General features: G+C 70.5%; 21 protein-coding genes. 14 read left to right on the forward strand and 7 right to left on the reverse strand.

From position 1 onward, the window contains the following. Window positions 1–15 precede the first annotated feature (15 nt). From AC1DCT_RS14705 to AC1DCT_RS14720, 4 genes are all read left to right on the forward strand, one after another. Window positions 16–951, forward strand: coding sequence for a 1,4-dihydroxy-2-naphthoyl-CoA synthase (locus AC1DCT_RS14705; protein WP_477430062.1), 936 nt, complete (start codon window positions 16–18; stop codon window positions 949–951). 100 nt (window positions 952–1051) lie between these two features. Then, window positions 1052–2197, forward strand: coding sequence for an AMP-binding protein (locus tag AC1DCT_RS14710; protein ID WP_477430064.1), 1146 nt, complete (start codon window positions 1052–1054; stop codon window positions 2195–2197). Further along, entirely contained in the window at window positions 2194–3426 is a 1233-nt protein-coding gene (locus AC1DCT_RS14715; RefSeq protein ID WP_440735097.1) for a sensor histidine kinase, read from the forward strand. The genes AC1DCT_RS14710 and AC1DCT_RS14715 overlap by 4 nt, the downstream gene beginning before the upstream one ends. A 79-nt stretch (window positions 3427–3505) precedes the next feature. Continuing rightward, window positions 3506–4144 carry a response regulator gene (locus AC1DCT_RS14720; RefSeq protein ID WP_441977098.1) on the forward strand — a complete coding sequence of 213 codons (639 nt, stop codon included), beginning with the start codon at window positions 3506–3508 and terminating at the stop codon, window positions 4142–4144. Window positions 4145–4184: 40 nt separating this feature from the next. Here AC1DCT_RS14720 and AC1DCT_RS14725 read toward each other — a convergent pair whose 3' ends face one another. Beyond that, entirely contained in the window at window positions 4185–5054 is an 870-nt protein-coding gene (locus AC1DCT_RS14725; RefSeq protein WP_477430066.1) for a LysR family transcriptional regulator, read from the reverse strand. An 86-nt stretch (window positions 5055–5140) separates the two neighbouring features. Here AC1DCT_RS14725 and AC1DCT_RS14730 point away from each other — a divergent pair, with 86 nt between their 5' ends. The 3 genes from AC1DCT_RS14730 (at window position 5141) to AC1DCT_RS14740 (ending at window position 6913) form a co-directional block, all read left to right on the forward strand. After that, window positions 5141–5641 carry a carboxymuconolactone decarboxylase family protein gene (locus AC1DCT_RS14730; protein WP_440735100.1) on the forward strand — a complete coding sequence of 167 codons (501 nt, stop codon included), beginning with the start codon at window positions 5141–5143 and terminating at the stop codon, window positions 5639–5641. 137 nt (window positions 5642–5778) lie between these two features. After that, window positions 5779–6123: a helix-turn-helix transcriptional regulator gene (locus AC1DCT_RS14735; protein ID WP_477430068.1), complete on the forward strand. Its 345-nt coding sequence runs from the start codon at window positions 5779–5781 to the stop codon at window positions 6121–6123. A gap of 1 nt (window position 6124) precedes the next feature. Further along, window positions 6125–6913, forward strand: a complete 789-nt coding sequence (locus AC1DCT_RS14740; protein WP_477430070.1) for a hypothetical protein — start codon at window positions 6125–6127, stop codon at window positions 6911–6913. A gap of 60 nt (window positions 6914–6973) precedes the next feature. On the opposite strand, the gene AC1DCT_RS14745 is transcribed toward AC1DCT_RS14740, so the two are convergent. Continuing rightward, complete coding sequence (locus AC1DCT_RS14745; RefSeq protein WP_477430072.1) at window positions 6974–7825, reverse strand: helix-turn-helix domain-containing protein; 852 nt, start codon at window positions 7823–7825, stop codon at window positions 6974–6976. Between the two features lie 101 nt (window positions 7826–7926). Here AC1DCT_RS14745 and AC1DCT_RS14750 point away from each other — a divergent pair, with 101 nt between their 5' ends. The 3 genes from AC1DCT_RS14750 to AC1DCT_RS14760 all read left to right on the forward strand — a co-directional run bounded on the left by AC1DCT_RS14750 (window position 7927) and on the right by AC1DCT_RS14760 (window position 11731). After that, window positions 7927–9366 carry an MFS transporter gene (locus tag AC1DCT_RS14750; protein ID WP_477430074.1) on the forward strand — a complete coding sequence of 480 codons (1440 nt, stop codon included), beginning with the start codon at window positions 7927–7929 and terminating at the stop codon, window positions 9364–9366. Between the two features lie 113 nt (window positions 9367–9479). Next, the gene (locus tag AC1DCT_RS14755) at window positions 9480–10274 is read left to right on the forward strand and encodes an ABC transporter ATP-binding protein (RefSeq protein ID WP_440735105.1); all 795 of its coding nucleotides are present in this window, start codon (window positions 9480–9482) and stop codon (window positions 10272–10274) included. Continuing rightward, the gene (locus AC1DCT_RS14760) at window positions 10271–11731 is read left to right on the forward strand and encodes an ABC transporter permease (RefSeq protein WP_477430076.1); all 1461 of its coding nucleotides are present in this window, start codon (window positions 10271–10273) and stop codon (window positions 11729–11731) included. The genes AC1DCT_RS14755 and AC1DCT_RS14760 overlap by 4 nt, the downstream gene beginning before the upstream one ends. A gap of 23 nt (window positions 11732–11754) precedes the next feature. On the opposite strand, the gene AC1DCT_RS14765 is transcribed toward AC1DCT_RS14760, so the two are convergent. From AC1DCT_RS14765 to AC1DCT_RS14780, 4 genes are all read right to left on the reverse strand, one after another. After that, window positions 11755–12273: a hypothetical protein gene (locus tag AC1DCT_RS14765; RefSeq protein WP_477430078.1), complete on the reverse strand. Its 519-nt coding sequence runs from the start codon at window positions 12271–12273 to the stop codon at window positions 11755–11757. Continuing rightward, window positions 12270–12758, reverse strand: a complete 489-nt coding sequence (locus AC1DCT_RS14770; RefSeq protein WP_440735108.1) for a SprT-like domain-containing protein — start codon at window positions 12756–12758, stop codon at window positions 12270–12272. Before AC1DCT_RS14770 ends, AC1DCT_RS14765 begins: the two co-directional genes overlap by 4 nt. Window positions 12759–12864: 106 nt before the next feature. Beyond that, on the reverse strand, window positions 12865–13392 hold the full coding sequence (locus AC1DCT_RS14775) for a hypothetical protein (protein ID WP_477430080.1): 528 nt from the start codon (window positions 13390–13392) through the stop codon (window positions 12865–12867). A gap of 164 nt (window positions 13393–13556) precedes the next feature. Beyond that, entirely contained in the window at window positions 13557–14423 is an 867-nt protein-coding gene (locus tag AC1DCT_RS14780) for a spermidine synthase (RefSeq protein WP_477430081.1), read from the reverse strand. Between the two features lie 156 nt (window positions 14424–14579). On the opposite strand from AC1DCT_RS14780, the gene AC1DCT_RS14785 reads away from it, so the two are divergent. The 3 genes from AC1DCT_RS14785 (at window position 14580) to rpoC (ending at window position 23777) form a co-directional block, all read left to right on the forward strand. Beyond that, window positions 14580–16088 carry a glycoside hydrolase family 3 N-terminal domain-containing protein gene (locus AC1DCT_RS14785; protein WP_477430083.1) on the forward strand — a complete coding sequence of 503 codons (1509 nt, stop codon included), beginning with the start codon at window positions 14580–14582 and terminating at the stop codon, window positions 16086–16088. A gap of 241 nt (window positions 16089–16329) precedes the next feature. Then, window positions 16330–19830 (forward strand): DNA-directed RNA polymerase subunit beta, encoded by a 3501-nt coding sequence (gene rpoB, locus AC1DCT_RS14790; RefSeq protein ID WP_440735112.1) that lies wholly within the window; start codon window positions 16330–16332, stop codon window positions 19828–19830. A gap of 80 nt (window positions 19831–19910) precedes the next feature. After that, window positions 19911–23777, forward strand: a complete 3867-nt coding sequence (gene rpoC, locus AC1DCT_RS14795) for a DNA-directed RNA polymerase subunit beta' (protein WP_440735113.1) — start codon at window positions 19911–19913, stop codon at window positions 23775–23777. Between the two features lie 179 nt (window positions 23778–23956). On the opposite strand, the gene AC1DCT_RS14800 is transcribed toward rpoC, so the two are convergent. Further along, window positions 23957–24580 (reverse strand): hypothetical protein, encoded by a 624-nt coding sequence (locus AC1DCT_RS14800; RefSeq protein WP_441977108.1) that lies wholly within the window; start codon window positions 24578–24580, stop codon window positions 23957–23959. Window positions 24581–24676: 96 nt separating this feature from the next. Between AC1DCT_RS14800 and AC1DCT_RS14805 the strand changes: the two genes are divergently transcribed. Then, window positions 24677–25408: a hypothetical protein gene (locus AC1DCT_RS14805; RefSeq protein ID WP_441977109.1), complete on the forward strand. Its 732-nt coding sequence runs from the start codon at window positions 24677–24679 to the stop codon at window positions 25406–25408. The last annotated feature ends 42 nt before the right edge of the window (window positions 25409–25450 follow it).

Genomic DNA, 25450 nt, shown 5'->3' on the forward strand with positions numbered 1-25450 from the left:
GAATAGGCTGGATCCGTGACTGACAAGCTCGTCTCCGACCTGTTCGATCCCGCTGAGTGGACGCTCGCTCCTGGCGCGGGGGAGTACACCGACATCACGGCCCACGTCTCGAACGACGGGCGGATCGCCCGCATCGCCTTCGACCGGCCCGAAGTGCGCAACGCCTTCCGCCCGCACACCGTCGACGAGCTGTACCGTGCGCTCGACGAGGCCCGACAGGATCCGCGCATCGGCGTCGTGCTGCTCACCGGCAACGGACCCAGCCCGAAGGACGGCGGCTGGGCGTTCTGCTCGGGAGGTGATCAGCGCATCCGCGGTCGCGACGGCTACAAGTACTCCGAGGATGAGAACACGGTCGTTGAGCGAGCGCAGCGAGACGAAACGCAGCAGGCGCGGGCGGGTCGCCTGCACATCCTCGAGGTGCAGCGGCTGATCCGGTTCATGCCGAAGGTCGTCATCGCGGTCGTGCCCGGATGGGCGGCCGGCGGCGGACACTCGCTGCACGTGGTGTGCGATCTCACGATCGCGAGCGCGGAGCACGGCCGGTTCAAGCAGACCGACGCGGATGTCGGATCCTTCGACGCCGGCTACGGATCCGCCTACATGGCCCGCCAGACCGGGCAGAAGTTCGCCCGGGAGGTGTTCTTCCTCGCCGAGGAGTACTCCGCCGAGCGCGCGATGCAGGCGGGGGCGGTGAACCGCGTCGTGCCGCACGCCGAGCTCGAGCGCGAGGCGATCGCGATGGCCCGCACGATCCTGACCAAGTCGCCGACCGCGATCCGCATGCTGAAGTTCGCCTTCAACGCCGTCGACGACGGGCTGGTCGGGCAGCAGGTCTTCGCGGGCGAGGCGACCCGCCTGGCCTACGGCACGGACGAGGCGGTCGAGGGCCGCGACTCGTTCCTCCAGAAGCGCGAGCCGGACTGGTCCCCGTACCCCTGGCACTTCTGAACATGGCCTCTTCGGGTTTCGAAGCGCGCAAATGGCTCGATCCGCACCGCGGATGGGGTCATCTGCGCGCTTCGAAACCGGGCGGAACGGGCGGCCGGGGGTGAGGCTGCGGGTCGCCGACGGTGCGGATCCGGTTGCGGTCGGGGCTGCCGTGCCCGGGGCGCTCGACGGGGCTGCACCCCTCGCGCTCGGCTTCGTGCCGGGTCCGGATGACGAGGTCGCAGAGGGCACCGCCGTCGTCATCGCGACCTCCGGCTCCACGGGCGTACCCAAGAAGGTCGTGCTCTCCGCCGCCGCTCTGCGCGCGAGCGCGGAGGCGACTGCGCTCCGTATCGGATCGGGCCGCTGGCTGCTCGCGCTGTCCGCCGGCTATGTGGCGGGGCTCCAGGTGCTCGTGCGGGCGCACCTCGCGCGCACGACACCAATACTCCTGGACGGGCGGTTCACGCCGGCCTCGTTCGTCGCGGCGACGCGCGAGTTCGGCGCAGAGCCCCGGTACACGTCGCTCGTGCCGGCGCAGCTGGCGACGCTGCTCGATGCCGCCGATGACCGCGACGTACAGGCCGCGCTGGCGTCGTACGAGGCCGTGCTCATCGGCGGCCAGGCGCTTCCGCCCGCCCAACGGGAACGCGCCCGGGACCTCGGCGCCAGGATCGTGCGCACCTACGGATCCAGCGAGACCGCCGGTGGCTGCGTGTACGACGGCCTCCCGCTGGACGGTGTGCGCGCCGCTGTCGTCGACGGCGAGATCCGTCTCGCCGGGCCGACACTCGCCGACGGCTACCTCGGCGACCCCGACCTGACCGCGCGCACGTTCGTCGCCGACGGGGCCGGCGACCGCTGGTACCGCACGGGCGACGCCGGAACCGTCTCCGACGGCGCGGTCGCCGTGACCGGGCGCATCGACAACGTCATCGTTTCCGGCGGCGTCAACGTATCGCTGGACCGGGTCGAGCGCGCCGTGCGCGCCGTGCCGGGCCTCGAGGGCGCGATCGTCGTGGCGATCGATCACGACCGATGGGGCCAGGCGTCCGCGATCGTCGCCGCCGGCCCGGACGGCGCGGCGGGCGCGCTGCTGTCCGCCGCGCGGGACAGGGTCGCGGCCGAGGTGGGAGCGCCCGCCCGGCCGGACCGGATCCTGCTCGTCGCCGACCTTCCGCTGCTCGCCTCCGGCAAGCCCGACCGCCGCGCGATCGCCGCGCTGGCCGGGGGTCACGCGGCGACGGATACATCTCCCGGCGGATGACCGCATCGGATCCGGTCGCGTACCGTGAGGGGGTGTTCCGCACCATCCCGCGCTTCTGGCTCGTCTTCGACATCGTGGGCAGCGCCATCGGCCTCCTGCTGACGCTGCCGCTCACGTACACGTTCGAGGCCGGCACCATGAGCCGGTGGATCCCCGACGGGCCGGTCTCGGTCGTGCTGGTGCTGCTGGTCGCGGTGATCCTCTGGGGTGCGGCCGCGATCAGCCGGCTCTCTCCGGTGCTCGCCCTGATCGTGGCGTGGATCGGCGCCCTGCTGCAGATGGCGTGCGGATTCTCCCCGGGCGCCTACGACCTCGCGATCCTCGCCGTGGTCTTCGCGACCTCGGCGTGGGGCTCGATGCGCCTGCTCTGGATCGGCGGCGCGTCGGCGCTGGGCGGGGGGATCCTCGCGGGCGGCTACATGTCGCTGATCAACGAGGAGGCGCTTCTCCAGGACACCGAGACGGGCCTGCGCATCGCGCTGGTCGCCGTGCTCCTGGGCACGGTGTCCGTGCTCACCCTGGTGATGGCATGGGGTGCCGGCCTGCTGTGGCGGGTCGTGCTGAACGGTCGTCGCACGCGCGACGCGCAGGTGCGCGCCGAGGCCGTCGCCGTCGCGGAGCAGGAGCGGGTGCGGATCGCCCGCGACATGCACGACGTGGTCGCGCACTCCCTCGCGGTGGTGATCGCCCAGTCGGACGGTGCGCGCTATGCCGCGGCCGCGGATCCGGCGCAGGCGACCGCGGCGCTCACCACGATCGGGCAGACGGCGCGGGCGGCCCTCTCCGATGTGCGGCTGCTGCTCGCGCAGCTGCGGCACAGCGAGGGGCAGGGACCGCAGCCCACACTGGCCGACCTCGAGACGCTGTACACGCAGGTGCGCGCCGCCGGGATCGAACCGCGCGTCACGGTCGACCCGATGCCGCCGGGGGAGCCGCCGGCCGGCATCCAGCTGGCGGTGTACCGCATCCTGCAGGAAGCGCTGACCAACGCGATCCGGCACGGCACCGGCGATGTCGACATCTGGCTCGGCTGGCATCCGGACGGCGTGCAGATCACCGTCCGCAACGGTGTTCCGCCGGTGCCGCGGCAGGCGCACACCGAGCGCGGACACGGCCTGATCGGCATGCGCGAGCGCGCACAGCTGGTCGGCGGGACGCTCAGCGCCGAGCTCGAGGCGGAGGGCTTCGTCGTGCGTGCCGCGCTCCCGATCGGGCCGACCGCGCCCTGATCTGCGGTCCCGGGCCCGCGCCGGAGGATGACAGACTCTCTGGAGGCGCGGATCCCAACGCGCGGAACGAGGAGGCAGGATGATCCGGGTCGTGCTGGTCGACGATCAGGCGCTGTTCCGTGCCGGAATACGCATGCTCGTCGCGTCCCAGCCCGACCTCGAGGTCGTCGGCGAGGCGGGGAACGGGCAGGAGGCCATCGAGGTCGTGCGGGCGACGCGCCCCGACGTCGTGATGATGGACATCCGGATGCCGGTCATGGACGGGCTGACCGCCACGGCGCGCATCCTGGAGGAGGCGGATCCGCCGCGCATCGTGATGCTCACGACCTTCGACCTCGACGAGGCGGCCGCGCGCGCGATCCGTCAGGGGGCGAGCGGCTTCCTGCTGAAGGACGCGGATCCGGAGTTCCTGCTCGCGGCGATCCGCACGGTGCACTCGGGATCCAGCGTGATCGCGGCTTCCGCCACCCGCGACCTCTTCGCGCACTTCGCAGCGCCCGCGCAGACTCCGGTGCCGGCGAGCTACGGCGATCTCACCGAGCGCGAGAAGGAGATCTTCGCGCTCGCGGCGCGCGGCCTGTCCAACGCCGAGATCGCCGCTCGCGAGTTCCTCTCCGAGGCCACCGTGAAGACGCACATCAGCCGCATCCTCGCCAAGCTCGCCCTGCGCGATCGGGTGCAGCTCGTGGTGTTCGCGTTCGAGCACGGCCTGAACTGACCCGCCCTCAGCCCGCTTCCTGCTGCTGTCCTGCTCGCGCTCAGTCCGCCTCGCGCAGCAGCTCCCACAGCGCGCGTGCGGCGCGGGTCGGCGTCGCCCGCCACACCACGCCGAGGCGCGAGCGCACGTGCGGAGCGTCGATCGGGATCGCTCGGATCCCCTCCCAGCGTCGGCAGGTGGCGGCACTGACGACACCGACGCCGAGGCCGCGCACCGCGAGCTTCTCGACCGCGGAGGGCGTGGACACCTCCCAATGCGGGGTCCCCGCGCCCGGGCGTCCGGCGAGTAGGGCGTCCAGAGCCGCCCGGTCGCCGGTGCCCTCCGGGAGGGCGATGAGGTCCATGCCGATCAGCTCGTCCGGGCGGATACGACGCCGCGCCGCCCAGGGATGGGAGGGCGCCACCACGGCGACCATCGGATCGTCGAACACGACCTCGGACCCCAGACCCTCCGGCGCCTGCTCAGCCCAGGCGACGAGCGCGATGTCGATCTCGCCGCGGCGGACCGCGCCGGTGAGCTGGGCGGACGTGTCCTCGCGCAGCCTCAGCTCGAGCCCCGGATGCGCAGCGCTGATCTCGGCGAGCGCGTCGTAGAACCGCGGCCAGGTGAGGCCGAACACGGTGCCGACGCGGAGCGTCCCGAGCAGCAGTCCGCGCAGGTCGGCGGCGGTGGCGCCGATCTCGCCGATCGCCTCGAGCGCCGCCCGGATCGCGGGCATGAGCCGCTCGCCCTCCTGGGTGAGAGCCACTCGGCGCGAAGTGCGGTCGAACAGGGCGATGCCGAGCTCGCGCTCGAGCTTCTGCACCTGCGTGCTCACGCCGGACTGACTCACACGCACACGTGCGGCGGCCGCGGTGAAGGAGCCGGTCTCGACGACGGCGAGGACGTAGCGCAACTGGTGGATTTCCATCTCTCAGACAGATGATAGCGATAGGGATCAGCTGTTGGACGGATGGATCCGCATCGTCGATTCTGAAGAGGACGAAAGGAAACACCATGACCATCACCGAGACCTCGACCCAGACCGAGTCGACCGTCCCGATCCCCGTCCGTCTCGACATCGACACGGTCGCCCCGCGCTTCTCCCGGGCGCTCGCCGGGCTCGACGCGGCGATGGTCCGCGAGCTCGACGCCGCGGGCATCGACGCACGGCTGCGCGAGCTGGTGCGGCTGCGGGCGTCGCAGATCAACGGCTGCAGCTACTGCGTCGACCTGCACGCGGGCGACGCCGCCAAGGCCGGCGACACCGCCGCCCGGATCGCCGCGGTCGCGGTGTGGCAGGAGTCGCCGTTCTTCACCGCGCGGGAGCGTGCCGCGTTCGCGCTCACCGAGAGTATCACCCGCCTCTCCGAGACGCATGTGCCGGACGCGGACTGGGCGGCCGCCGCCACGCGCTTCTCGCCGGAAGAGCTCGGTGCGCTCGTCTCGCTCATCGTGGTGATCAACGCCTGGAACGCGGTCGGCGTCTCCACGCACGCCTGGACCGGATCGATGTGAGTCGCGAGCCCGATCGCGCCGGGCGGGTCGCCCTGGCCGTCAACCGGCCGGGGTGACCTCGGATCGATCTCGAGCCCTCGGCGAACTCACAGCGACCTAGACTGTCTATGCATCGACTGTCTAGGTAAAGTCGGCTCATGGCAGACGAACGACTCCGAGGCAATCTCGAGATGCTGATCCTGGCGACGCTCGCGCGCGGATCCGCCCACGGCTACGCGCTCGCCGAGGCGCTGCGCACGGCGAGCGGCGGCGAGTTCGACGTGCCGGAGGGCTCGCTGTATCCGGCGCTGCACCGGCTGGAGCGAACCGGTTCGATCGCGAGCGAATGGGTGCACGACGGTCGGCGGCGCCGTGTCTACGCGATCACGCCCGTCGGTGCGGCTCAGCTGACCCGGGAGGCCGGAGCGTGGCAGCGTTTCGCCGACGGGGTGGCCTCGGCGCTGGCGGCGCCCGCGATCCGGCCGGCCGTGCAGGGGGCGTGAGATGACCGACGCGATCGATCGCTACGTGACGCAGCTCGCCGACCGCCTGGGCGCGGGCGAGGACACCTGGCGCCTGCTCGCTGAGACGGACGGGCACCTGCGCGATGCGCAGGCGGCCCTTCAGGCGCAGGGCGTGGAATCCGCCGAGGCCGCGGAGGTCGCCGTGCGACGATTCGGAGACCAGGCCGCCGTGGCCAGGACGCGTTCTCCGCGGCGCCGGGGCCTGGGACTTCTCAGCGGAGGATGGCTCGTCGTCGCCCTCGGGTTCATCGTGATCGGGCTCAGCGGGCTGGTGTCCTGGGCGCTCGAGGCGATCTGGGGGCCTGCATTCCTCGCCGGCGACACGTACGGCGTGACGTACACGGCTGCGCGATGCGGCGACTTCCTGGGGTTCTTCCCGCAGGCGGGCAGCTGTGCTGCTGCTGCGGCGATGCACCACTCCGACGAGATCGTCTCCGAGCGGCTCGCGGCCGGAGTCCTCGGCGTCGTCCTGCTCGCCGTCTGGTTGTTGGTCCGGCGTCTCCGCGGGGCCGTGCCGATCGCTCGGGAGGACCGGCGCATGCTTCTCATCGCGAGCGCCGTGGCCTTCCTCGGCGTGGGTCTGGCCGGGTTCGGCTCGGGTGCGCTCTCGGTCGCCCTCGACCTCGTGCGGGGCCTCGCCGTGGCCGGGGTCGGCGTGCGCCTCAGTGACGGCGCGATCGCCCTGGTCGCGGGCGTCGTCGCCCTCGTCGTTCTCGCTCGCTTCCTCCGCCACGGCGTCTCCGCACCCGCCGCGCCGGCTCCTGCCTGAGCTCCTCCTCCTTCGCCCTGGAGGCGGAGACGGCGGTGGGCGCCAAGACGACGGGTGCGCTCAGCGGAGGAGTTGAAGCGCGTCAGCCGCCGGGCTGCCGGGAGCGGCGATGTGGGTGAGGAGGCGCTGACCGTTGCCGTCAGGCAGGTGCAGCGCTTCGTAGTGCAGATCGACGTCGCCGACGAGGGGGTGGTGCAGCTTCTTCTCGCCGCTCGAGCAGAGTCTGACATCGTGCTTCGCCCAGAGTCGGGCGAAGTCCGCGCTCCGCATCGCGAGGTCGCCGACGAGTTCGGCGAGCATCCGGTCGTCCGGGTACTGCGCGGCGATGTAGCGCACTGAGGAGACCGCGAGCGCTGCCTCGTCGGCCCAGTCGCGATGGAGCTCGCGAGTGTGAGGGTCGAGGAAGAGCATCCGCATCTGGTTGGGTCGCGTCGCGGGGGCGTCCGGCGCCGTGAAGGGGAGATGCCCGGCCAGCAGAGCATGCCCCAACGGGTTCCAGGCCAGGATGTCGTTGCGTCGGCCCAGGAGCAACGCGGGAACCGCGGGCATCGACGCGAGCAGCGCGAGCGCGCCGGTGTTCGGAACCTCCGCGCGGGTGCCGCGTCGGCGCGGGGCGGGAGTCGGCCGCGCCAGCTCGAAGAGATGCGCGCGTTCTGCGTCGTCGAGGTCCAAGGCTCGGGCGAGCGCGTCGATGATCGAGTCGCTCGCGTTCGCGGAATGGCCCTGCTCGAGCCGGGTGTAGTAGTTCACCGAGATGCCCGCGATCTGGGCGAGCTCCTCGCGTCGCAGTCCCGGCACCCTGCGCGCACCCCACATGCTGATCCCGACGTCGGCCGGCGCGACGGCGTCCCGCCGGCTGCGGAGGAAGTCACCGAGTTCGCTCGCCGGGCGGGCGTGTTGGCGGGTGCTCATCGTTCCAGTGTGGCGGACTGCTCGACGTGCAGGGTGCCTCTGTCGGTGGTACCCAGCGCAGGATCTGGTTGAGAGTCATGTCGCGTTTGAAGGTTGACGACATGACTGCTCATCCCTCGCTCACGCCCGCTGGTCCGCGCGCGCCGCGCTCCGTCTTCAGTATCAGACAGCGCGTCGCGCTCCTCGTCCTGCTCACAGCGAGCTTCACGCTGGCCGTGGACTTCTCGATCCTCAACGTCGCTCTGCCGCGCATCGGCGTCGACGTCGGGTTCGGCCTCGCCGACCTGCAATGGATCTCGACCGCCTTCGCCGTGTGCGCTGCAGGGTTCACGTTGCTCTTCGGCCGCTTCGCCGACCTGTTCGGGCGGCGACGTCAGTTCCTCGCCGGGATCGCGCTCCTCGGCGCGGCCTCCCTGGTCGGTGGACTCGCCGACGAACCGTGGCTGCTCCTGATGGCGCGCGTGGCGCAGGGCATCGCCACCGCCGCGGTGACTCCGGCGGCACTGTCGCTGCTGACCACTTCTTTTCCGGAGGGAGCGATGCGGGAGAGGGCCCTCGGCATCAATGGGGCGCTGATGGCTGCGGGCTTCACCACGGGGGCGATCCTCGGCGGTCTCCTCACTGACCTGATCAGCTGGCGATGGGCGTTCTTCGTCAACGTGATCGTCGCGGTGGCCGTGCTGGTGATCGGTCCGGCGGTGCTGAAGGAGACCAGGGCGCCGCAGCGTCGACGGCTGGACGCGGCGGGAGCCGTGACGGTGACCTTGGCGCTCGTCGCGGGAGTGTACGGCCTGACCCAGGCCGGCCAGCATTCCTGGGGTGACATGCGGAGCTGGGGGCCTCTGGGAATCGCCGCCGTCCTGGTCGTCGCGTTCCTTCTCATCGAGCGTGCGGTGCCGGAACCGTTGGTGCCGCTGCGGGTGCTGTCGCGGCGGACGACCGGCTGGGGCAATGTCGCCGGCATTCTCGCCTTCGCCACGCAGACATCCGTGGTCTTCCTGCTGACGGTCTTCCTCCAGGAGGTGCGCGGATACACCGCGCTGCAGGCGGGGCTCGCATTCGCGGTGATGGGCATGGGCACCGTGATCGGAGGGGTGATCGCACCGCGGATCATCGGCTGGATCGGGGGCAGGCGCGCCATCGTCGCCGGCCTCGTGATCCAGGGGCTCGCCACGATCCCGCTCGCGTTCCTCGGCGATCTGCAGGCATGGCTGGCCGTGCTCCTGATCGCGACCTTCATCGGCGGCGTCGCCAATCTTGTCGCCATCGTCGGGTTCATGGTCACCGCCACCTCTGGCCTGCCGGACGCCGAGCAGGGGCTGGCGACAGGGCTGGCGACCATGAGCCAGCAGATCGGCATCGCCCTGGGCACGCCCGTCATGTCGGCGATCGTGACCGCAGCCGCCGGGGCCGCGGTGGTGGGGACCCTCCCGGTGCTGACAGGGGTGTCGACCGCTCTCTCGATCAATGCGGCCGTCTGCTTCGCGGGCGCGGTCGTGACGGCATTCGCGATTCCGCGCGCACCGAAGAAGGCGGCCTGAGTCTCCCGCAAGGTGGCGACGCGCGAGAGGAGGCGCGGATCATCCTTGCGATGTACGGGGATGGATCCGCAGGCCGACGCGGAGGGCCGATGCGGATCCTTAGCGTCGAAGGCATGGAGATCACGACGACCGACCTGGGTCTTGCGGCCCGCGTCCAGCACCTCACCAAGACCTACGGATCCGGCGAGGGCGCGGTGCGCGCCCTCGACGATGTCAGCGTCGGCATCCGCCGTGGCCAGTTCACGGCGATCATGGGCGCCTCAGGGTCCGGCAAGTCCACGCTCATGCACATCATGGCGGGGCTCGACACCCCCACCCAGGGTCGCGCCTGGATCGGCGACACCGAGATCACGGGGCTCGGCGACCTCGACCTCACGATCCTGCGCCGTCGCCGCGTGGGCTTCGTCTTCCAGGCCTTCAACCTGATTCCCACCCTCGACGCGCTCGGCAACATCCTGCTGCCGTTCGAACTGGACGGGCGCCGTCCCTCCGCGATCGAGCGGGCGCGGATCGACTCGCTGGTCGACATCCTCGGGATCGGGCCGCGCCTGCGGCACCGCCCGCACCAGCTCTCCGGCGGTCAGCAGCAGCGGGTGGCGATCGCCCGGGCGCTGGCCACCGCACCGGATCTGGTCTTCGCCGACGAGCCCACCGGAAACCTCGACTCCGCCTCCGGTCGCGAGGTGCTGCAGTTGCTCTCCACCGCGAGTCGTGAGCAGGGCCAGTCGATCGCCATGGTCACGCACGACGCGGTCGCCGCCAGCTACGCCGACCGCGTGCTGTTCCTCGGCGACGGCCGGATCGTCGCCGACCACCCTCGTCGCAGTGCCGACGAGATCGCCACGCTCATGCTCTCCGGCGGGGCTCCTGCGCCCGTGGGTGCGCACTCGGCGGGGGTGCCGGCATGACCGCCGTCGCCCCGACCCTGCTCGAGACTCCGCTGACCCCGTCGCGGCTCGCGTTCCTGCGGGAGCGCGGCATGGGCTCGAGCGTGTTCGTCGCCGCCCTCACCGCCGCCTTCGGTGTGATCCTCGTCGACACCACGTTCTACCTGGGCGCCCTGCTGCAGAACGATCCGTTCCTCGGCGATAGCGAGACCCTCGCCTACGTGGTGCGGATCCTGTCGGTGCTGCTCACCGCCGTGGCGATGTATGTCGCCGCGATCGTCACCGCCAACACGTTCGCGACCATCGTCGCCGGCCGCACTCGGCGCATCGCCCTGATGCGGCTGATCGGCGCCTCGGCGCGGGCGCAGCGGTCGGAGGTCGCGAGTCAGGGACTCGCGGTCGGCGTCATCGGCGCCGTGCTGGGGCTCGCCGCGGGCGTCCTGCTGAGCTGGGCCGGTGCCGCGATCGGATCCCTCGCCTTCGCCCACCCGCCGCAGGGCTTCTCGCCGCTGCAGCCGGGGGCGCTGATCCCCGCCGTCGGCGTGGCGCTGACCACGTGGCTCGCCGCCTGGGCCGGATCCAGGCGGGTGCTGACCGTCACCCCGCTGCAGGCACTGGCGGGCTCCGCAGAGCGCTCGGTCGCCGAGACCGCGGCCGGAGGCACCAGGCACCTCGGCGCGATCACGATGTTCGTGCTCGGCGGCGTGCTGCTGGCCGGCGGTGTCGTGGTCGGGCTGTCCTCGCCGCTCGGCGTCGTGGTGGCCTTCTTCGGCGGAGTGTTCTCGTTCAGCGGGCTCGCGATCGGATCGGTGCTGGTGATGCCGCCCGTGCTGCGGCTGGTGGGGCGCCTGTTCGGCCGCGGTGCGACGGCCCGCCTCGCCGCCGAGAACGCGCTGCGCCATCCCGAACGCTCGAGCCGCATGGCGATCGGCGTGGTGATGGGGGTCACGCTCGTGACCATGTTCGCCGTGGCGCTGGAATCGGCGAAGGCGCTCATGGTGCGCTCGAGCGCCGAGGAGCTGCCGCCCGGGTTCTTCGCCCCGTTCGACGCCTTCGGCACCGTGATGATGGTGCTGGTCGCGGTGTCGGCGGTGATCGCCGCGGTCGGGCTGGTGAACCTGCTCACGATCGGCGTCGTGCAGCGCCGGCGCGAACTGGGCCTGCTGCGCGCGATCGGGCTGAGCAGCCGCCAGGTGCGCCGCATGGTCCTGCTCGAGGCCGCGCACGTGACGATCGCCGCTACGGCGACGGGCCTCGTGCTGGGTGTCGCCTACGGCTGGATCGCTGCGCAGTCGCTGCTCGGATCCGTCCCGTCGATGCCCGACTTCCAGCCCGCGGGGCTCATCCCGCCGGTCGTGCCGTGGATCCCGGTCGTCGCGATCGTGGCCTGCACTGCTGCGCTCACGCTCGTGGCCTCCGCCACCCCGACCCGGCTCGCGACCCGCGTCGCCCCGGTCGAGGCGCTCGCCGCGGACTGAGGATCGGCTCGCCGCAGACGGAGTCAGACAGGGCCGCGGGACTGCTCCGCGGCCCTGCCCCAGCCGCGCGCGAGTCGGCGGATCCGCCACCCGCGCCATTGCCATGCCGCCCACAGCACGGGCAGGAGCAGAGCGGATCCGGGGCCTGCGAACACGAGCCGGTCACGCCAGAGCGCCCGACCGTCCGGCAGGGCGGAGACGGCCATCCGGTGGTCCCAGACGTCGAGGGAGGCGAGCGGACCGGTGAGCGGGATGCCGCTGTCGCGCAGGATCCGCACGGTCTCGCCCTTGTGCTCACGGGACTCGTCGTACGCCCCGATCAGCTGGGTGCCCACGGTGATCAGACCGAACAGGCGCAGCCGCACCGCGCTGTGCAGCAGGGAGCCCTCGTCGGCGTGCGTGAGGGGTTCGACGACGAGCACGGGTGCGTATAGTGCGGTGAGCACGGCAGGGGAGTGCAGAGCCGCCCACGCGGCGTCCGCACTCGCGGAGATCCGGAACTTCAGCTGCACGTGCCGCAGCTTCAGATTCGTGGTCGTCATCGCGGCAGCACCGCCGCCCGGCGGTCCGCGGCCGTGATCTCGCGGCGGGTCCAGACCAGCAGGAAGCGGTCGTCGTAGCGACGCGAGCAGCGCGCGCACGAGGACGCCCGAGTGGGGCGCCGGTGCCGGTACGTCACATGGCCGGTCGGACAGCGGCCCACCCACGGCGCCAGCTCGGTCGCCGTCTCGCCATGGTGCGTGGTGCCGCCCACGTATCCCAGCGTGCGGGCGACCCGCTTCCAGGCGGCTCCATGCGCGGCGTCGTGGCCGGCCACGGCGTGGGCCACCTCGTGCAGGAGCACCTGGTGGATCTCGTCGTCCTCGAACCGCGCCGCGAGATAGCGGGAGACGGTGATCCGCTTGTCGCGGTAGTTGCAGGCGCCGGCGCGGCGCTTGGCGTTGTCGAAGCCGAACGTCCAGGTCGGATCCAGATGCAGGCGGATCAGGGCTTCGCCCCAGATCCGCACTCGCTCCAACTCGGCCATGCACTCACGTTAGGCGATGCCGCGGACACTCCGGCGCGCAGCACGCGCAGCACGCGCAGCACGCGGATCCATGCCCGGGTCCGCGTCGGCCGTGCTCGGTCCCGCGTCAGCCGTTGACGGCCACCGGGTCGCGCCGGCGCTCGACCGTGTCGACCGCGAGCAGCGCGGCCTCCAGCGCCGCATCGTCGGCGCCGGCCTCGCGACGCAGGAACACGGTGCGCTTGAAGCTCTCCCTGGCCTGGTCGAAGTCCCCGGCCTCGAACGCGTTGCGGCCGCGGTGCTGGTGCGCGAACGCGGCGATCGGCACCCAGCCCTGGCCCTCGGCCTCGGCCACGCAGGCCGCCAGCTCGTGGTCGGCGGCGGCGTGCGCGCCGCGGTACTGCTGCACCGTGGCGCGCAGCACGCGAGCGCGCAGCAAGTCCTTGCGGGTGCCCGCCATACGCGCCTGCCGCACGGCCTCGTCGGCCAGCACGAGTGCGTCGTCCAGGCGGTCGAGCACCTTCAGCAGCCACACCCGCTCGAGCATCGACGGGAGGCTCCGCAGGTCGGAGATCTCGACCAGTCGCGCCTCGCACTCGGCCGGATCCACCAGCTCGCGCAGAGAGTCCGGGTCGTATCCCTTGATGTAGCCCACGCGCCCGTCCTCCTGCACTGCCTCGCCGTGTCCTCCAGTCTGCCTGCGTCTGCGGCGCATCCGCGAAGGCCCCAGGGCGTGCCGTGAGAAACCGGTGCTTCGGGCTGAGCGATGCGACCGGATCCTGAGAGCATCCGGTGTCCGAGGGCCGTGCGATCAGACGCTCAGCGCAGGAAGAGGCCGGCATCCGGCCGGGGCGAGGCCACCGCGGTGGCGTCGGTGACGATCGCCGCATCCTTGGCGAACGCGGTCACCTCGGCGCCGTGGGCCAGCTTCGCCGGATGCGGACCCGCAGCGAGGATGCGCGGCAGCGCGTCGGCCGGGAGCGGCGCGTTCGACGCCGCGAGCACGAGGTTGCCGAACCGGCGGCCCTTCAGGATCTGGGCGTCGGCGAGGATCGCGACCTCCGGCAGCACCGCGCGGATGGTCGCCACCTGGCGTCGGGCGAACGCGAGGCCGGGGCCGTCGGCGACGTTCACGAGCAGCACGCCAGCCGGCGCCAGCAGCTGGGCGAGCTCGGCGTAGAACTCGACGCTGGTCAGGTGCGCAGGAGTCTGCGCGCCCGAGTAGACGTCGGCGACCACCAGGTCGACCGACCCGCGCAGCGCCGGCGGAAGGCGGCGCACGCCTTCGCGGGCGTCGCCGATCCGGATGCGGATCGCGGCCCCCCGCGGCAGCGGAAGATGTTCGCGCACCAGCTCGACCAGCGGCGCCTCCAGCTCGATCACCTGCTGCCGGGATCCGGGGCGAGTGGCCGCGATGTAGCGCGGGATGGTCAGCGCGCCGGCTCCGAGGTGCACGGCGGTGATCGCCGCGCCGGGGGAGGCGAGCTGGTCGATCAGGGCGCCCATCCGCACGATGTACTCGAAGTGCAGATGGGTGGGATCGGCGAGGTCCACGTGCGACTGCGGGGTCTCGTCGATGAGCAGTTCGAACCCCCCGCCGAACTCTGCGGGGATCACCCGCGCGATCCCGCCGGATCCCAGACGTGCCGCCGGATGGTCGGTGTCCTTCGCCCGCGCTCTGCCCATGACACGAGCGTAGGGCGATCCGCGGCGACCTGCGCGCCGGCGCCGATCGTCGCCGCGGAGCAGGCGCACGGCAGCCGTCGCATGCTTGCACCAGTTTTGTTAGTAGTGGATGCTTAATGCGGCGCGACGACGCCGACGGATCGACGAGGAGACCCCATGACGCCCGACCGCAGCGCCGCCCATGCCGACGATCTCTCCCGCCTCGCCAACGGCGTGCTGTGGCCCGGCTTCTTCGGCGCCGAATTGCCGGACTGGCTCGCCGCGGAGCTGCGGGGCGGCCTCGCCGGCGTCGTCTACTTCGCGCAGAACCTCTCGCCGCACCTGGACCGCCTGAGCGCGGCGATCCACGACGCCAACCCTCGTGCGCTCATCGGCATCGACGAGGAGGGCGGCAGCGTCACCCGCCTCGAGGGCCTCACCGGGTCGACCGTCCCGGGCGCTGCGCAGCTCGGCGCCCTCGACGACCTCGCCGCCACGCGCGCGACCGGAGTGGAACTCGCCCGCCGCGTCCGCGAGGCGGGCGGCGACGTGCTCATCGGCCCCGTCGCCGACGTCAACACCGATCCCCGCAACCCCGTCATCGGGGTGCGGGCGTTCGGAGCGCAGCCCGGGCTGGTGTCCCGGCACGCCGCGGCGGAGATCGAGGGCATCCAGGGATCCGGCGTCGCGGCATGCGTCAAGCACTTCCCCGGCCACGGCGACACCGCGGTCGACTCGCACCACGGTCTGCCGCGGATCGCGGGGGATCCGGCTGAATTCGATCGGGTGCACGTCGAGCCGTTCCGCGCCGCGATCGCGGCGGGGGCGCTGTCCGTGATGACGGCGCACATCGTCGTCCCTGCATGGGGGGAAGCGCCCGCCACGCTCAACCCCCGCGTGCTCGGGATGCTCCGCGCCGAGGGGTTCGACGGCGTGATCGTGACCGACGCCCTCGACATGGCGGCGATCCGGGAGTCGGTCGGCATCGGCGGGGGAGCGGTCGGCGCGCTTGCCGCGGGGGCCGACCTGCTCTGCATCGGCAACCCGACCAACCCGGGGGACGCCGCGGCGGTCGATCAGGATCAGCGCGACTTCCATGCCGCGAAGGACGCGATCGTCGAGGCGCTCGCCGATGGAACGCTGAGCGTTCAGCGCGTCGCCGAGGCGGGAGCGCGGGTCGCGCGTCTGGCCGACCTGCTCGCCGCGGAGCGTGCCGGCGCGGACGCGGTCCCGCCGGCCGACATGCGCGACATCGTGCGCCGTTCGCTCACCGTGCGCGGCGACCTCGGCGCCGCGACGGGCGGACTCGCGGTGCTGGATGCGCGTCGCCGCGCGACCCTCGCCGTCGACAGCGCCGCGCCGTACGTCGTCGACGCGCTGGCGGCCGGCGGCTGGTCACGTCGGGTCGATGTCGAGCGCGCCGGTGCCGCGGAGATCGCGGGAGCCGTCGACGAGGCCCGCTCCGCGGCCTCCGCGAGCGGATCCCGGATCGCGGTGCTGGTCGACCGGATCGATACCGACGAGGCGCAGCGCAGGTTCGTCGCGGCGGTCGCGGACGCTGCTCCCGGTGCGGTCGTCGTGAACGTCGGCCTGCCCGGCGCCGACGTCGCACTGCCCGTCGTGGACGTGCGCGCCAGCAGCAGGATCGCTGCCGAGTTCGCCCGAGAGCTGCTCGTCCGCGCCTGACGCCCGTGGTTATACCCCCCTCGGGGCAGAAGGTCAAGAATCGCGCTTGCCATGTCGCGATTTCGGAACTATAGTTGATCTTTGCGCCTCGCTCCTCCCTGCCCTCATATGGTGGTCGGCAGAACTCCGTACGTCCTCGCTCCTCGACAGAGCGCCTTCGGCGTGCGGCCGTGTGACGCGGCGCACTCCACCTGACGACGAGGAATCGAGACGCCCTTCGGGGCTCACGGAGGTTATTCCCTTGGCTGCTGCTCGCAACGCATCCACCCCCACCACCAACAAGAACGGACGCGGCCACTCCCGCCTCTCGTTCGCCAAGATCTCCGACACGCTGACGGTCCCCGACCTGCTCGCCCTGCAGACCGAGTCCTTCGACTGGCTCGTGGGCAACGAGGCCTGGAAGAAGCGCGTCGCCGACGGCAAGAAGTCCGGCCGCAAGGATCTGGCCGAGGCCAGCGGCCTCGAGGAGATCTTCGAGGAGATCTCCCCGATCGAGGACCTGAGCGAGACCATGCAGCTCTCGTTCACGAACCCGTACCTCGAGCCCGAGAAGTACTCCATCGAGGAGTGCAAGGAGCGCGGCAAGACCTACGCGGCCCCGCTCTACGTCGAGGCCGAGTTCATGAACCACCAGACCGGTGAGATCAAGACCCAGACGGTCTTCATGGGCGACTTCCCGCTGCAGACCGCCAAGGGCACGTTCATCATCAACGGCACCGAGCGCGTCGTCGTCTCGCAGCTGGTCCGCTCCCCGGGCGTCTACTTCGACAAGACCGCCGACAAGACCAGCGACAAGGACATCGTGTCCGCGCGCGTCATCCCGTCCCGCGGCGCCTGGCTCGAGTTCGAGATCGACAAGCGCGACCAGGTCGGCGTGCGCATCGACCGCAAGCGCAAGCAGTCCGTCACCGTCTTCCTCAAGGCGCTGGGCCTGACCAGCGAGGAGATCCTCGCCGAGTTCGCCGGCTTCGCCTCGATCGAGGAGACCCTCGCGAAGGACACGATCCTCACCAAGGAGGACGCGCTCCGCGACATCTACCGCAAGCTCCGTCCGGGCGAGCAGGTCGCCGCCGAGGCCGCCCGCGCGCTGCTGGACAACTTCTACTTCAACGCGAAGCGCTACGACCTCGCCAAGGTCGGCCGTTACAAGATCAACCAGAAGCTGGGTCTCGACCTGCCGCTGGACGAGTCGGTGCTCACGGTCAAGGACATCGTCGAGACCATCAAGTACCTGGTGCGCATTCACGCCGGCGTCGAGACCTTCGAGGGCATCCGCGGTGGCAAGAAGGCGGAGATCCGTCTCGCGACCGACGACATCGACAACTTCGGCAACCGTCGCATCCGCGCGGTCGGCGAGCTCATCCAGAACCAGGTCCGCACCGGTCTGTCCCGCATGGAGCGCGTCGTCCGCGAGCGCATGACTACGCAGGACATCGAGGCGATCACCCCGCAGACCCTGATCAACGTGCGCCCCGTCGTCGCCGCGATCAAGGAGTTCTTCGGCACCTCGCAGCTGTCGCAGTTCATGGATCAGAACAACCCGCTCGCGGGTCTGACCCACAAGCGCCGCCTCTCGGCCCTCGGCCCCGGTGGCCTCAGCCGCGACCGCGCCGGCGTCGAGGTGCGCGACGTGCACCCCTCGCACTACGGCCGCATGTGCCCGATCGAGACCCCGGAAGGCCCGAACATCGGCCTGATCGGCTCGCTCGCCACGTTCGCGCGGATCAACTCGTTCGGTTTCATCGAGACCCCGTACCGCAAGGTCGAGGACGGCAAGGTCACCGAGCACATCGACTACCTGACCGCCGCCGAGGAGGTCGACTTCAACATCGCGCAGGCGAACGCCCCGCTCGATGCCGAGGGTCGCTTCACCGAGGCGCACGTGCTGGCGCGCCCGAAGGGCGGATCCGGCGAGGTCGACATGTTCCTGCCCGCCGAGATCGGCTACATCGACGTCTCGCCGCGCCAGATGGTGTCGGTCGCGACCTCGCTCGTGCCGTTCCTCGAGCACGACGACGCGCAGCGCGCGCTCATGGGCGCCAACATGCAGCGCCAGGCCGTGCCGCTGCTCCGTTCCGAGTCGCCGTTCGTCGGCACCGGTATGGAGGGCTACGCCGCCATCGACGCGGGTGACGTGATCACCGCCGACAAGGCCGGTGTGGTCTCCGAGGTCTCCGCCGACCGCGTCGTGGTCATGCTCGACGAGGGCGGCACGCAGGAGTACTACCTGCGCAAGTTCGACCGCTCGAACCACGGCACCTCCTACAACCAGAAGGTCGTCGTCTCCGCCGGTGAGCGGGTCGAGGTCGGCGAGGTCATCGCCGACGGCCCCGCCACGGAGAACGGCGAGCTCGCGCTCGGCAAGAACCTCCTCGTCGCGTTCATGACGTGGGAGGGTCACAACTTCGAGGACGCGATCATCCTCAGCCAGGACCTGGTGAAGGACGACACCCTCTCCTCGATCCACATCGAGGAGTACGAGGTCGACTCGCGCGACACGAAGCTGGGCAAGGAGGAGATCACCCGTGACCTCCCCAACGTCAGCCCTGAGCTGCTGAAGGACCTGGACGAGCGCGGCATCATCCGCATCGGCGCCGAGGTCCGCCCCGGCGACATCCTCGTCGGCAAGGTCACGCCGAAGGGCGAGACCGAGCTGAGCGCCGAGGAGCGCCTGCTCCGCGCGATCTTCAACGAGAAGAGCCGCGAGGTCCGCGACACCTCCCTGAAGGTGCCGCACGGCGAGCAGGGCACCGTCATCGCGGTCAAGGAGTTCAACGCCGAGGACGGCGACGACGAGCTCGGCTCCGGCGTCAACCGCCGCGTCGTGGTCTTCATCGCCCAGAAGCGCAAGATCACCGAGGGCGACAAGCTCGCCGGCCGCCACGGCAACAAGGGTGTCATCGCGAAGATCCTGCCCGTCGAGGACATGCCTTTCCTCTCCGACGGCACCCCGGTCGACGTCATCCTGAACCCGCTCGGCATCCCGGGCCGCATGAACTTCGGCCAGGTGCTGGAGACCCACCTCGGGTGGATCGCCAAGCAGGGCTGGAAGATCGAGGGCAACCCGGAGTGGGCCGCGCAGCTGCCCGAGGAGGCGTTCGACGTCGCCCCCGGCACCAAGGTCGCGACCCCGGTGTTCGACGGCGCTCACCAGGAGGAGATCGAAGGTCTCCTCGACTCGACGCTGCCGACCCGTGACGGCGTGCGCCTGATCGACTCGTCCGGCAAGACCACCCTGTTCGACGGCCGCTCCGGCGAGCCGTTCCCGGGGCAGATCTCCGTGGGCTACATGTACATCCTGAAGCTCCACCACCTCGTCGACGACAAGATCCACGCGCGCTCGACGGGCCCCTACTCGATGATCACCCAGCAGCCGCTCGGCGGTAAGGCCCAGTTCGGTGGCCAGCGCTTCGGTGAGATGGAGGTGTGGGCGCTCGAGGCCTACGGCGCCGCGTACGCGCTGCAGGAGCTCCTCACGATCAAGTCCGACGACATCCTCGGCCGCGTCAAGGTGTACGAGGCGATCGTCAAGGGCGAGAACATCCAGGAGCCGGGTATCCCGGAGTCGTTCAAGGTGCTCATGAAGGAGATGCAGTCGCTCTGCCTGAACGTCGAGGTCCTCTCGGCAGACGGCACGGCGGTCAACCTCCGCGACACCGATGACGAGGCCTTCCGCGCCGCCGAGGAGCTGGGGATCAACATCTCCAGCCGCTTCGAGTCCGCATCCATCGACGAGATCTGAGCATTCGGGGGATCCGGATCCGTTCCTGATCCCCCGAGGCCCTGACTTTTCCTTAAGAGAATTTCGACACAGGAGAACTAGTGCTCGACGCAACAACCTTCGATGAGCTTCGCATCGGCCTCGCCACCGCAGACGACATCCGCAAGTGGTCGTACGGTGAGGTCAAGAAGCCCGAGACCATCAACTACCGCACGCTGAAGCCGGAGAAGGACGGCCTCTTCGGCGAGCAGATCTTCGGCCCTTCCCGCGACTGGGAGTGCGCCTGTGGCAAGTACAAGCGTGTCCGCTTCAAGGGCATCGTCTGCGAGCGCTGCGGCGTGGAGGTCACCAAGAGCTCCGTCCGTCGTGAGCGCATGGGCCACATCGAGCTCGCCGCACCCGTCACCCACATCTGGTACTTCAAGGGCGTGCCCTCGCGCCTCGGCTACCTGCTGGACATGGCGCCGAAGGACCTCGAGAAGGTCATCTACTTCGCCGCTTACATGGTCATCTCGGTCGACGAGGACGCGCGTCACCGCGACCTGGCGACCCAGGAGAACAACATCCGCCTCGAGCTGAAGACGCTCGGCGACCGCCGCGACGCCAAGATCGCGGAGCGCCTGGCCAAGCTGGAGGAGGAGCTCGCGGCCCTCGAGGCCGAGGGCGCCAAGGCCGACGCCAAGAAGAAGGTCAAGGACGCCGCCGAGAAGGAGATGTCCCTGATCCGCAAGGGCGCTGACGAGGCGATCGTCAAGCTCGAGCGCGTGTGGGAGGACTTCCGCACCCTCGAGGTCGGAGCCCTGCGTCCTGAGGACGACGTGTTCCACGAGCTGCAGGACCGGTTCGGCCAGTACTTCGAGGCGCACATGGGCGCCGAGGCGATCCAGCGTCGCCTCGCGGCCTTCGACCTCGCCGCCGAGTCGGAGAAGCTGCACCTGCAGATCTCCGAGGGCAAGGGTCAGCGCAAGATCCGCGCGATCAAGCGCCTCAAGGTCGTGAACTCGTTCCTGGAGACCGGCATGAGCCCGGCCGCCATGGTGCTCGACGTCGTGCCGGTGATCCCGCCGGAGCTGCGCCCGATGGTGCAGTTGGACGGTGGCCGCTTCGCGACCAGCGACCTGAACGACCTGTACCGCCGCGTGATCAACCGCAACAACCGTCTTCGTCGTCTGATCGACCTCGGCGCCCCCGAGATCATCGTCAACAACGAGAAGCGGATGCTGCAGGAGGCCGTCGACGCGCTGTTCGACAACGGCCGCCGCGGTCGTCCCGTCACCGGCACCGGCAACCGCGCCCTGAAGTCCCTCAGCGACATGCTGAAGGGCAAGCAGGGTCGCTTCCGCCAGAACCTGCTCGGCAAGCGCGTGGACTACTCGGGCCGTTCGGTCATCATCGTCGGCCCGCAGCTCAAGCTGCACCAGTGCGGTCTGCCGAAGACGATGGCGATCGAGCTGTTCAAGCCGTTCGTGATCAAGCGCCTGATCGACCTGGGCCACTCCCAGAACATCAAGGCCGCCAAGCGCGCCGTCGAGCGCATGCGCCCCGAGGTCTGGGACGTGCTCGAGGAGATCATCCGCGAGCGCCCCGTGCTGCTGAACCGCGCCCCCACGCTGCACCGCCTGGGCATCCAGGCCTTCGAGCCGCAGCTCGTCGAGGGCAAGGCCATCCAGCTGCACCCGCTCGTCTGCGCGGCGTTCAACGCCGACTTCGACGGTGACCAGATGGCGGTGCACCTGCCGCTGTCGGTCGAGGCCCAGGCCGAGGCCCGCGTGCTGATGCTCGCCTCGAACAACATCCTCAAGCCGTCCGACGGCCGCCCGGTCACCCTGCCCTCGCAGGACATGATCATCGGCCTGCACCACCTGACCACGGTCAAGAGCGGTGCGCTCGGCGAGGGTCGTGCGTTCGGCTCCGTGGGCGAGGCGATCCTGGCCAAGGACGAGGGCACCCTCGACCTGCAGGCCAAGGTCCGCATCCGCATCCCGGGTCTGACCTTCCTCGAGGGCGAGGCCCCCGAGGGCTATGCGAGCCACGGCCTCGTGGACGCATCGCTCGGCCAGGCGATCTTCAACGACACCCTGCCCAAGGGCTACCCGTTCGTGCGCGAGGTCGCCGACAAGGGCAAGCTCTCGCAGATCGTCAACAAGCTCGCCGAGGAGTACCCGAAGGTCGAGACCGCCGCGTCCCTGGACCGCATCAAGGACGCCGGCTTCTACTGGGCCACGCGTTCGGGTGTGACCGTCGCGCTCAGTGACGTCATCACCCCGCCGAACAAGGCGGAGATCGTCGCGGGCTACGAGAAGCAGGCCGAGAAGATCCAGGCGCAGTACGACAAGGGTCTGACCACCGACGCCGAGCGTCGTCAGGAGCTCGTCGAGCTCTGGACGAAGGCGACCAACGAGGTCCAGGCCGAGATGCAGGCGAACTTCCCTGAGGACAACACCATCAACCGCATGGTGTCGTCGGGAGCGCGTGGTAACTGGCTGCAGATCCGTAACATCGCCGGTATGCGTGGTCTGGTGAACAACACCAAGGGTGAGTTCATCCCGCGTCCGATCATCTCCTCGTACCGCGAGGGCCTGTCGGTGGCGGAGTACTTCATCGCCACGCACGGTACCCGTAAGGGTCTCGCCGACACCGCTCTGCGTACGGCCGACTCGGGCTACCTGACCCGTCGTCTGGTCGACGTCTCGCAGGACGTCATCATCCGTGAGGACGACTGCGGCACGTCGAAGGGCCTGGAGCTGCCGATCGCCGCGCCGAACAGCGCCGGCGAGCTGGTGCGCGACGCGAACGTGGAGAACTCCGTGTTCGCCCGTACGCTCGCCTCCGACGTCGTGAACGCGGCCGGAGAGGTCGTCGCGACGGCCGGTGAGGACGTCGGCGACGTGCTCATCGACAAGCTCGTCGCGGCGGGCGTGGAGTCGATCAAGGTCCGCTCCGTGCTGACCTGCGACTCGGCTGTCGGCGTCTGCGCGCAGTGCTACGGCCGCTCGCTCGCCACCGGCAAGACGGTGGACATCGGCGAGGCTGTCGGCATCATCGCGGCCCAGTCGATCGGTGAGCCCGGTACCCAGCTGACGATGCGTACCTTCCACCTCGCTTCGGCCGGTGACATCACCCAGGGTCTGCCCCGTGTGCAGGAGCTCTTCGAGGCCCGTACCCCGAAGGGCGCCACCCCGATCGCCGAGGCCGACGGCCGCATCACGATCGAGGAGACCGACAAGTCGAAGAAGGTCATCCTCACGCCCGACAACGGCGACGAGGAAGTGGTCTACCCGGTGCTGAAGCGTGCGACGCTTCTCGTCGAGGACGGCCAGCACGTCTCGGTCGGCGACCCGCTGCAGGTCGGCACGCTCGACCCCAAGGAGGTCATGCGCGTCATGGGCGCCCGTGAGGTGCAGCGCTACCTCGTCAGCGGCGTGCAGGACGTGTACCGCTCCCAGGGTGTGCCGATCCACGACAAGCACATCGAGGTCATCGTGCGCCAGATGCTCCGGAAGGTCACCGTGGTCGACCACGGCGACACCGGTCTGCTGCCCGGTGAGATGCTCGACGCGCGTCGGTACCAGGACGTCAACCGTGCGACCGTGGCCGCGGGCAAGCGCCCCGCGTCCGGCCGTCCGGAGCTGATGGGTATCACGAAGGCGTCGCTCGCGACCGAGTCGTGGCTGTCGGCCGCGTCCTTCCAGGAGACGACCCGCGTGCTCACGCAGGCCGCCATGGAGGGCAAGAGCGACCCGCTGGTCGGCCTCAAGGAGAACGTCATCATCGGAAAGCTGATCCCCGCGGGGACCGGTCTGCGCCGCTACCGCGACATCACGGTGGAGGCGACCGAGGAGGCCAAGAGCGAGCGCTACCCGAACCGGATCTTCGCATCCGACGGCGCGTACGCCGAGGGCGACTTCGGCTACGTCGACTTCGACGCGTTCTCGACCGACGACATCACGCCCGGCACCTACAACTGAGTGACGGACTGATCGTCTGACGAAGACCCCCGGATCCACACGGATCCGGGGGTCTTCGCGTTTCCGGATCCGCGAACCCGCACCTTCCAAGGAGGAGAACTCGCGTTCGGGAGGAGGATACGCGTGCGTTCCTCCGCCGATCCGCGAGTTCTCCTCCCGAACGCGAGATGCGTCGGAGGTCAGGATCCGAAGATGCTCGCCACGATGCTCGACGTGTAGCCGTTCGGGGAGAGGTTGGAGTACCGCGTGTCGATGAGCACGTCATCGCGCCAGAACAGGGTGCGCCCGTCGGTGACGGGGTACTTGGGATCCGCCCATTCCTTCTCACAGCGCGTGCCCTTGTCCGGTGTGTAGCAACTGAAGCCGTCGGTCTTGACGAGGCCGTTCAGCATGTCCAGAGCCTCACCGCGGTACTTGCGCGAGATCGTGGTGGTGATGTTCGTGGTGTCGGCCTTCGGATCCGCCCAGATGCAGATCAGGCTGCCGTCGGACTGCACGCCGCTCGGCCCGTACACGGGGGAGTTCAACGGGGTGTCGCCGAGCTGCGAGAGCACATCGGCGGACAGGATCGCCCTGCAGTCGGTCGGCAGGGCGACCGGCGTCGACGTCGGACTGGGCGTGGGTGAGCTGCTGGTGCCGGGGGAGGGGCTCTTCGTCGGGTGCGCCGGATCCGATCCGGCCGCGGTGCCGCCTGCGGAGGCGGACGGGCTCGAGGCGGTACCGGGCATCGTCGGGGTGCACGCGGCCAGCGCGGCGACGAGGGTGAGGGCGGCGAGGGCGACCGCGGCGCTGCGTGTCTTCATGGCGTCAGGATAGGGCCAGGGCTTCGCCGGTCCGGGCGGCGCTCCGGAGTAGCCTGGGGAGACCTGCGGAGCGACTCCGCAGGGAAGGGGGGCGGCATGGCCGAACAGCGGGTGGTGATCCTGGGAGAGGCGTGGGTCGACGAGATCCGTGACCCGGGCGGGATGCGTGAGCGCGTGACCGGCGACGCCGTGGAGCTCGCGACGGCCCTGCGCGGCGACGGCCTCGTCGTGACCGTCGTGACGCCGCTCGGAGACGACGCCGACGGAGAACGGGTACGCACCGCCCTGCATGATCGCGGGATCCGCCTCGTCCCCGTTCCCGCGCCCGAGGGCACCCTGCGCCGTTCGATCGTGCGGGACCGCGCAGGCGCCGAGATCGAGCTGCGCCGGGGCAACGGTGCGTTCCCCGACACGCGCCGGTCGCTGGCCGCGCAGACCGAGGCCGACGTGATCGTGGATCTCCGCGATCGTGCGATCACCACGGTCGCCGAAGCTCGCGACGAGGTGCTGGCAGCCCTCGGGCTTGCCGTCGTCGCGCCGGCGTCGCTCCCGCAGGAGTCGGTGCTGCGGGAAGGGGATGCGGTCGAAGAAGCGGCCAGCGACGGGGCACTCGCCGATGCGCCTGCCGACGGTGCACTCGCCGACGCCTCGGCAGAGAACCCGATGGTCGTCGAGGCGCCAGGGCGTCCGCTGCTCCTGCCCGCCCCGATCGTCGCGGGGACGTACCGCCACTCCCCGGTGCAGCTCCTGCCCGCGCCGCCCGCGGCACACGCACCGGCACCCGACTGGTACGGCCTCGAAGCCCGGATCGCGCGCGTCGCGACCTGACCTCGCGGGCGCTGCCTGACCCCGTACATGCTCGTGTTGCGC

Source organism: Microbacterium sp. 10L49 (assembly GCF_056395125.1).